This is a genomic window from Desulfobacula sp., assembly GCF_021107415.1.
In genome coordinates this window covers 1-6,828 of sequence record NZ_JAIOSW010000288.1, presented here as the reverse complement: position 1 = coordinate 6,828, position 6,828 = coordinate 1, and the positions used below count along the sequence as shown (strand labels likewise).

The following is a 6,828-nucleotide window of genomic DNA, read 5'->3' as shown; positions in this document are numbered from 1 at the left end:
GGTAACATCCTTATAACATTCAAAACAGCCCTTGCCTGAACAATCCCGTCTTCCCAGGCCAAAGGCGGTACAACCGGGTCAATAATGATCCGTTCTTTTGAAACCCCGGCCGCTTCAGCCTGTTCAAGCAGCTCAAGGGCGATCTCAAACCGCTCAGCCTCATCCTTTGGAACCCGGCTGTCAGGATACAGAAGGAACCCGACGATATCGGTATCATACTCCTCTGCCAGGGGTAAAATTTTCTCCAGCTTATGGGATTCAAGGGAAAACCCGTTAATGATCGCCTTGTTGTCTGCAGCCTCAAGCCCTGCTCTCATGGCAGCCGGATTGGAAGTATCAATGAGCAACGGCAGATCTGTCACACTCTGTACTGCCTCAATAAAAAATACCATGCCCTTTTCAGGAAATTTACCCAAAGGCCCGGTATTCACATCAATGGCCCATGCCCCTTTTTCCACACACTGCTTCACAAGTTCCTGTATGGGCTTGGGGTCAGAAGCCTTAAGCGCATGCTGGATAGCTGTTTTTGTAATTCTAAGATTATCTGCAATCAGTTTCATATAAGTCAATATCTGCATTGTCTGCCGATGCAGACTGAATATGCACATCCCGCTGAGGAAAGGGTATCTCAATGCCTTCTTCCAGAAATCGTTTATAAACAGCAGTATTAAGCATGTGCGATACTTTACCGCGCAATACCGGTTTATTGACCCAGCACAATAATTCATGGTCAAGGCTTGAGTCTCCAAAGGCCCGAAACCGCACACGCGGTTTAGGAATTTTGCAGACATTTGGAAAATTTGTTGCCACATCAAACAATACGCTTTGGACCTTGTCAATATCCGATCCATAGGCAACTCCCACCTTGACACGGATACGGAATTTTTCATGCCTGCCGCCGGCTTCATTGGTAATCTTGGTATTTCCCATGATGGAATTGGGCACTGTTATTTCCACATCATCACGGGTCAAAAGACGTGTGCTGCGAATACCGATGTTTGTCACCGCTCCCCGCTCCCCTGAATCAAGAACGATGAAATCTCCTATTTTGTAGGGAGCATCTGCCATGATAAATACACCAGAAAACAAATTGGCCAAAGTGTCTTTTGCGGCAAAAGAGATGGCAAGACCCAGTATACCGGCAGAAGCTACCCAGGCTGTCAGATCAATAGCCCATACCAGAAAAATAATATAAATTGACAATCCTGTTACCAGAAGAATCAACAGATTGCTGAACAAGGGAAGTGTCCGGTCCTGTATCAACTTAAACCGACTGTCGTCGTGACTCACCAGGTTGAGTAAAAGCTTAAGAAATCTTGCTGCAGCCGCTGCCCAGAAAAAAATAGCCACAGTTTTCAGGCCGCCCAGGGTTATGAAGTTTATGGTCTCTTTAAACTCCAATCTTTCCGTGGCCAGGGCAAGACCGAATAGTATGATACTGAGAAAGACGGGCTTATGAAAAATAGCAAGAACCTGGTCATCTAACTTGAGATTGGTCTTTTCTATCCATTTTTTGATTACGCGGGTGATGATCACATCGATGATCTTTGCCAGGCCAAAAAACAAGAGGATAATCAACACGGCCTGAAGATAACGATTAGGCGCTATCTGCGCCAGCAACTCCAGTAATTGCTCTTTTTCAAAATTCATTAGTTTTCCTGTTCTAATTCACATTTCACTTTTTATTCTCACTTCTATAGCCTGGTGCAAGACTGTAGTCAACAGTCTTGTCAGCTCATACTGCTTCAGTATCTTTTCTCTATAAAATTTAATGATCCTTTAAAAATCAATACAATCTATGTTATGATATTGAACGACTCAAAATAAATTATTAAGCATTTTCTTCATGGATTTTATTGGGTTAACATTCTTTCAATCAGCAAGTAATCCTGAATAAATGCACAACTAAAAAATTTTCATTTTTTTAAATCAAAGGAGGTCATTATGGATAGCCAGGAATTTTACAAAGACATTAATTCCCATACTATCAGAGTTGCCCTTGTGGATGGTACTCAAATAAATGCCTGTGTAAATATAGATAGAGCGCCGGGTTACAACAGATTAAGTGATTTGATCAGCAGCGATCGTGAACCTTTTTTAATTCTGATGAATTCAACACTGTATAAGGCCGGCTTTGAAAATCCGGAAAAACACGAAACGTTATTTATTAACAAGGATCATATTCTGTGGGCCACACCCGAAGACAAACAAATGTAACATAGATTAAGGCTAACTGCTGATCGTGAAACTTGTCAGGACTTATTTAAACAAATGGGTTTGCCCTGTTGTTACGGCATCTATTATCAGTTTCCCTGTTAGTTTTAATTTCCCAAGTTTTCCCTTCTTTTTGGACATGATGATATCATACAGATCTTCCCGTGTTGACGGCGGCTTGATTTCAGCAGATTTTTTTATAAGTGTTACCGCTTTTTGAGGACAGACAGGCACGCAGAGGCCGCAACCGACACACCGATTGAGGTCGATTGATGCCTGCTTTGTCTTTTCAGATAGTTTTATTGCGCCCACCTGGCATCTTTTTTCACAATTACCGCAGCCTTCGCAATAGCCTGTATCGATCTTGGCATAAAAATTTGAAGCCCAGAAATCCACGGGCTTCGGTATGCTCTTGTGAATCTGAAGCATGCCACAACAGCATCCGCAACAGGAGCAGATAAAATCGACCTGTTCCGTATTGGATGGCTGGAGAACCAATCCCTCTTGTTGATTTTTTTCAAGAATCGACATTGCCTCTTCCAGATCAATGCCTCTTCCCAGGCCATGCTTGACAGCCGCCTGTGCTAAGTTTCCAACTGCAAGACAGGTTTCCTTTCGATCTGTAACCTGACAGGGTTTTCCCTGCAAGTCTTTTTTCTGTCGGCAGATACATTCACAGATGGCAAGGGCTGTGTCGGATTTTTTCAATAGAGCTGCAACTTCATCGAATGTACTGACATGGCTTTTAATGGAAATACTTTTGGCAATGGGTATGGTTCGCATTTGAGGCAATTCCGTGCTTAAAAATTCCACCCCGAACTTTCTGTCTGAAAAATATTCATCAAAATCTTTAATTGATTCAGGTGTCAATTTACCAAGCTGAAATTCATACATCCCCACGACAAAGGGAGCATTGCAATAATATCTTTTTTTCCCTTTTTCCCATGCTTCAATCCCTCCTTTTTTCTCAATGGCATCCAGGATGTCTGAAAGCTCATTTGAAGACTCAACCAGGCTTTGAGCCCTTTTATAAATGATTTCAAGCGGTTCAGGTTTATAGTTCAAGCATATGGCAATCTTTGCCTGCCGTGGTGAAAAAATATGCTTTAATACCCTGATTTCAACACCTGTACTTGTGGCAGGGAAACCAACGGCCTGACTGTCCAGGTGTTTTTGAAGGTTTCTGTAGACTTTTTCATCCTTTTTCATGCCGTTCCTCTGTATCCGGGACTTCCTGTTATCGATGTTTTTCCTTTATTATTGTTAAAAACAATTTTCCATGGACAGCCATTCCCCGGTAAATAAAACTAACGATTTTAAACGAACTGCTATAGCTTGTATCCAGATGTCTGATTTTAAATCCGCTCTCTTTTATGAGGTCCGCAATGGGCCGGTTCAGATGACAGCCACCGCTGATCTTTGTCCAGATAGGGTTTATCTTTTTTTGCCATCTGCGAATATGCTCATCAGGTGCGTTTCCGTGTTCGCAAAAAATCAATTCACCACCGGGTTTCAGGACCCTGTTCATTTCCTTCAAGGCTCTTAATACATCAGGAATTGAGCATAAGGTATACGTCACCAACACTGTATCTGCCGCATTCTTTTCCAACGGGATGTCTTCGCCTGACAAACCGATAAATTCAAGATCAAATGCCAGATCATCCGCCTTTTTCTCAGCCACCGCCCGCAACTCGTAAGAAGGATCCACGCCCCAGACCTGTTTCACTTTAGCCGGATCATAAAAGGGCAGATTCAAACCCGATCCGATACCGACTTCCAGGACTCTTCCCTTTGCCTGGGGCACCACCTCTCTGCGCAGTTTTGATATATCACTCTGACTGCATACCCAGTGGGTCAGTCTTGGTAAAATGGTTGTTTTATATAATCCCATAAAAAAGTCCTGTCATAAATATCGTTTAAACCCAACTCTACTTAAATAAACCCTGCTTAACAACATAAAAATATCCAGTAAATCTTATAGTACCGGACCCAGTGTATATAGAAGGACCTCATCAAAACCATTTCTTGTTGACTATTTTATTATTTTTCTTCATTAATAATCCGTGATATATAAAAACAATTGAAATTTAAGAAAATAAAGGAGATCCAATGTCAAAAGGAAAAATTGTTCTTGCCTATTCAGGAGGTCTTGATACCTCTGTTATATTAAAATGGCTGTTGGAACAAGGCTATGAAGTATTCGCCTATATGGCCGACATCGGCCAAAAAGAAGACTTTCAGGCTGCAGAACAAAAGGCATTAAAAATCGGTGCATCCAAAGTATTTATCGAGGACATGAAAAAAGAATTTGTCACTGATTATATCTTTCCCGTATATAAAGCCAATACAATATATGAGGGCAGATACCTTTTAGGGACTGCCATTGCCCGCCCTATCATTGCAAAAAAGCAGATAGAAATTGCAAAACAGGTGGGTGCTGAGTATGTATCCCATGGCGCAACAGGCAAAGGCAATGACCAGGTCCGGTTTGAATTGTCATACTATGCCCTGAATCCCAAAATCAAGGTCATTGCGCCCTGGAAAAACACTGATTTTTTAAGTGCCTTCAAAGGAAGAACCGATCTTCTTGATTATGCTGAAAAGCATGGCATTCCAACCAAGCAAACGGCATCCAAACCCTATAGTGAAGATGACAACCTGCTGCATATTTCCCATGAAGCCGGCATTATTGAAGACCCTGGCCATGAATGCGAAGAAAGTATTTATTCCCATACCGTATCCCCTGAAAATGCACCGGACAACCCCACAAAAATAAAAATCGAATTCAAAGATGGTATCCCGGTTAAAGTCACCAATCTTGATAATAACACGGTTAAAACCGATGCCCTTGAACTATTTGAATATCTCAATGAATTGGGCCGGGAGAATGGTATCGGGCGGCTTGACATGGTTGAAAACCGGTTTGTGGGGATTAAATCCCGAGGTGTGTATGAAACACCCGGAGGCACCATTCTCCATGAAGCCCACAAAGACATTGAAGGCATTGCCATGGACAGAGAGGTCATGCGGCTGAGGGACATGTTTTCCAGCAAATTTGCAGAACTGGTTTACAATGGCTTCTGGTTCAGTCCTGAAATGGAATTTCTCATGGTGGCCATTGATAAAAGCCAGGAAGTCATTGATGGTGACGTCACTCTGAAACTCTATAAAGGCACGGCATATCCCATTGCCAGGACAAGTCCTTCATCCCTGTATGACCAGGATCTATCTTCCATGGATATTGAAGGCGGTTACAATCAGGAAGATGCGGAAGGATTTATCAAAATCAATGCCATCAGGCTGATGGCCCACAGAAATATCATAGATAAAAGAAAATAATTAAGATCTCCTGCCCGGAAGTCACGGTTTAATCCGCCGGGCAGGAGATTTTATTTTCCGGCAATAGGTTCTACAAACTGGGACTCCGAATCCCATGGAAAAAGTATCCAGGTATCCTGGCTGACTTCCGTCACATAGGCATCCACCAAAGGTTTGCCAGCAGGTTTGGCATATACGGTTGCGAAATAGGCATCTGGAAGCATTTTCCTGACAATCCTGGCTGTTGAGCCCGTGTCCACAAGATCATCAATAATTAAAAGTCCTTCACCTGAATCATCAATATTTTTCAGGATTTTCGGCTCCCCCTGTTCTTTCCAGTCATAGGTGGAGATGCAGACCGTATCAATATAGTATATCCCAAGTTCCCGGGCAATAATTGCAGCAGGAACAAGACCTCCCCGCGTAACTGCAACAATCCCTCTCCATGGTTTTTCAATGTCATGGAGTCTCCATGACAGGGCTTTTGAATCCCTGTGGAGCTGCTCCCAGGAAATGGGATAATTCCGGTTGTATCTGTCTTCTTTTCTATCCATTGATAGTCAAGGCTCCTATTATCTATATTGTTGTATTATCTTTGACTTTTATCATATTTGGCATTATTTTATCCACAAGATAGTAAAAAATAAAGGATAAAAGTCTTGAAAGATATAAAAGAAAGATGTTTGAACTGCGGTGGAAAACTATATATTAAACGGACCTGAACAAAAATCTATTTTTGCTGCAGGTCCTGCACAATTAATTATCCCGAGGACAAGTATAAAGATCTCATGGACGAATACCTTGAGGAGAAACTGGCCAATGTTCCTGTGAACAGATTGTAATTGAATTCCTGGAAAAAACCCTTAAAAAATCATAAAATTAAATTCATCTATTTGCTCCCGACATTCCAGGTAAAAAGATTTAACCGGGTCCTTTCCTATTGCCTTTTTCTCCTTTGCCTTATATAAAATTATTAATCAATTTTCAACCGCGATTAATGTAATCGACAGGGCGGAGCACTGTCTTAGCTTTAGAAATCCAGCGGACTCTTTATCTCCTTAAGTGTTCTTGATTTAATGGTATGAGTATAAATCATCGTTGTCCTGACATCACTGTGCCCTAAAAGCTCCTGAATAGTCCTGATATCATAGTTTGCCTGGAGCAGATGGCTTGCAAAACTATGGCGAAAGGTATGAGCCGAGGCTCTTTTGAGCAGCTTTGATTTTCTGACAGCCTTCTTTATGGCTTTTTGAACGTGGGTATCATGCAGGTGATATCGCCGGTATTCATTTGACT

General features: G+C 42.0%; 9 protein-coding genes. 3 read left to right on the top strand and 6 right to left on the bottom strand.

Going from position 1 to position 6,828, the window contains the following annotated elements; all coding sequences use genetic code 11:
• Together K8S13_RS15125 and K8S13_RS15120 are read right to left on the bottom strand one after the other, a co-directional pair.
• Positions 1 to 560 (bottom strand): dihydropteroate synthase (locus K8S13_RS15125; protein ID WP_291463734.1); only part of this gene is annotated, 560 nt, incomplete at its 3' end.
• A complete protein-coding gene (locus K8S13_RS15120; protein WP_291463732.1) occupies positions 541 to 1,650 on the bottom strand; it encodes a mechanosensitive ion channel family protein in 1,110 nt (369 codons plus the stop codon). The genes K8S13_RS15125 and K8S13_RS15120, both read right to left, overlap by 20 nt.
• A 294-nt stretch (positions 1,651 to 1,944) precedes the next feature.
• Between K8S13_RS15120 and K8S13_RS15115 the strand changes: the two genes are divergently transcribed.
• Positions 1,945 to 2,217: a hypothetical protein gene (locus tag K8S13_RS15115; protein WP_291463730.1), complete on the top strand. Its 273-nt coding sequence runs from the start codon at positions 1,945 to 1,947 to the stop codon at positions 2,215 to 2,217.
• A 42-nt stretch (positions 2,218 to 2,259) separates the two neighbouring features.
• Here the strand turns inward: K8S13_RS15115 and K8S13_RS15110 are convergent, their stop codons facing one another.
• Together K8S13_RS15110 and K8S13_RS15105 are read right to left on the bottom strand one after the other, a co-directional pair.
• Positions 2,260 to 3,423, bottom strand: a complete 1,164-nt coding sequence (locus K8S13_RS15110) for an ATP-binding protein (RefSeq protein WP_291463729.1) — start codon at positions 3,421 to 3,423, stop codon at positions 2,260 to 2,262.
• Positions 3,424 to 3,451: 28 nt separating this feature from the next.
• Entirely contained in the window at positions 3,452 to 4,105 is a 654-nt protein-coding gene (locus K8S13_RS15105; protein ID WP_291463728.1) for a class I SAM-dependent methyltransferase, read from the bottom strand.
• A 218-nt stretch (positions 4,106 to 4,323) separates the two neighbouring features.
• On the opposite strand from K8S13_RS15105, the gene K8S13_RS15100 reads away from it, so the two are divergent.
• Complete coding sequence (locus K8S13_RS15100; protein ID WP_291463726.1) at positions 4,324 to 5,553, top strand: argininosuccinate synthase; 1,230 nt, start codon at positions 4,324 to 4,326, stop codon at positions 5,551 to 5,553.
• Between the two features lie 50 nt (positions 5,554 to 5,603).
• On the opposite strand, the gene gpt is transcribed toward K8S13_RS15100, so the two are convergent.
• A complete protein-coding gene (gene gpt / locus K8S13_RS15095) occupies positions 5,604 to 6,086 on the bottom strand; it encodes a xanthine phosphoribosyltransferase (RefSeq protein WP_291463724.1) in 483 nt (160 codons plus the stop codon).
• A gap of 174 nt (positions 6,087 to 6,260) precedes the next feature.
• On the opposite strand from gpt, the gene K8S13_RS25720 reads away from it, so the two are divergent.
• Positions 6,261 to 6,374 carry a dual CXXC motif small (seleno)protein gene (locus K8S13_RS25720; protein WP_367172633.1) on the top strand — a complete coding sequence of 38 codons (114 nt, stop codon included), beginning with the start codon at positions 6,261 to 6,263 and terminating at the stop codon, positions 6,372 to 6,374.
• 188 nt (positions 6,375 to 6,562) lie between these two features.
• On the opposite strand, the gene K8S13_RS15090 is transcribed toward K8S13_RS25720, so the two are convergent.
• On the bottom strand, positions 6,563 to 6,828 hold a 266-nt coding region (locus tag K8S13_RS15090), incomplete at its 5' end, for a tyrosine-type recombinase/integrase (protein ID WP_291463722.1).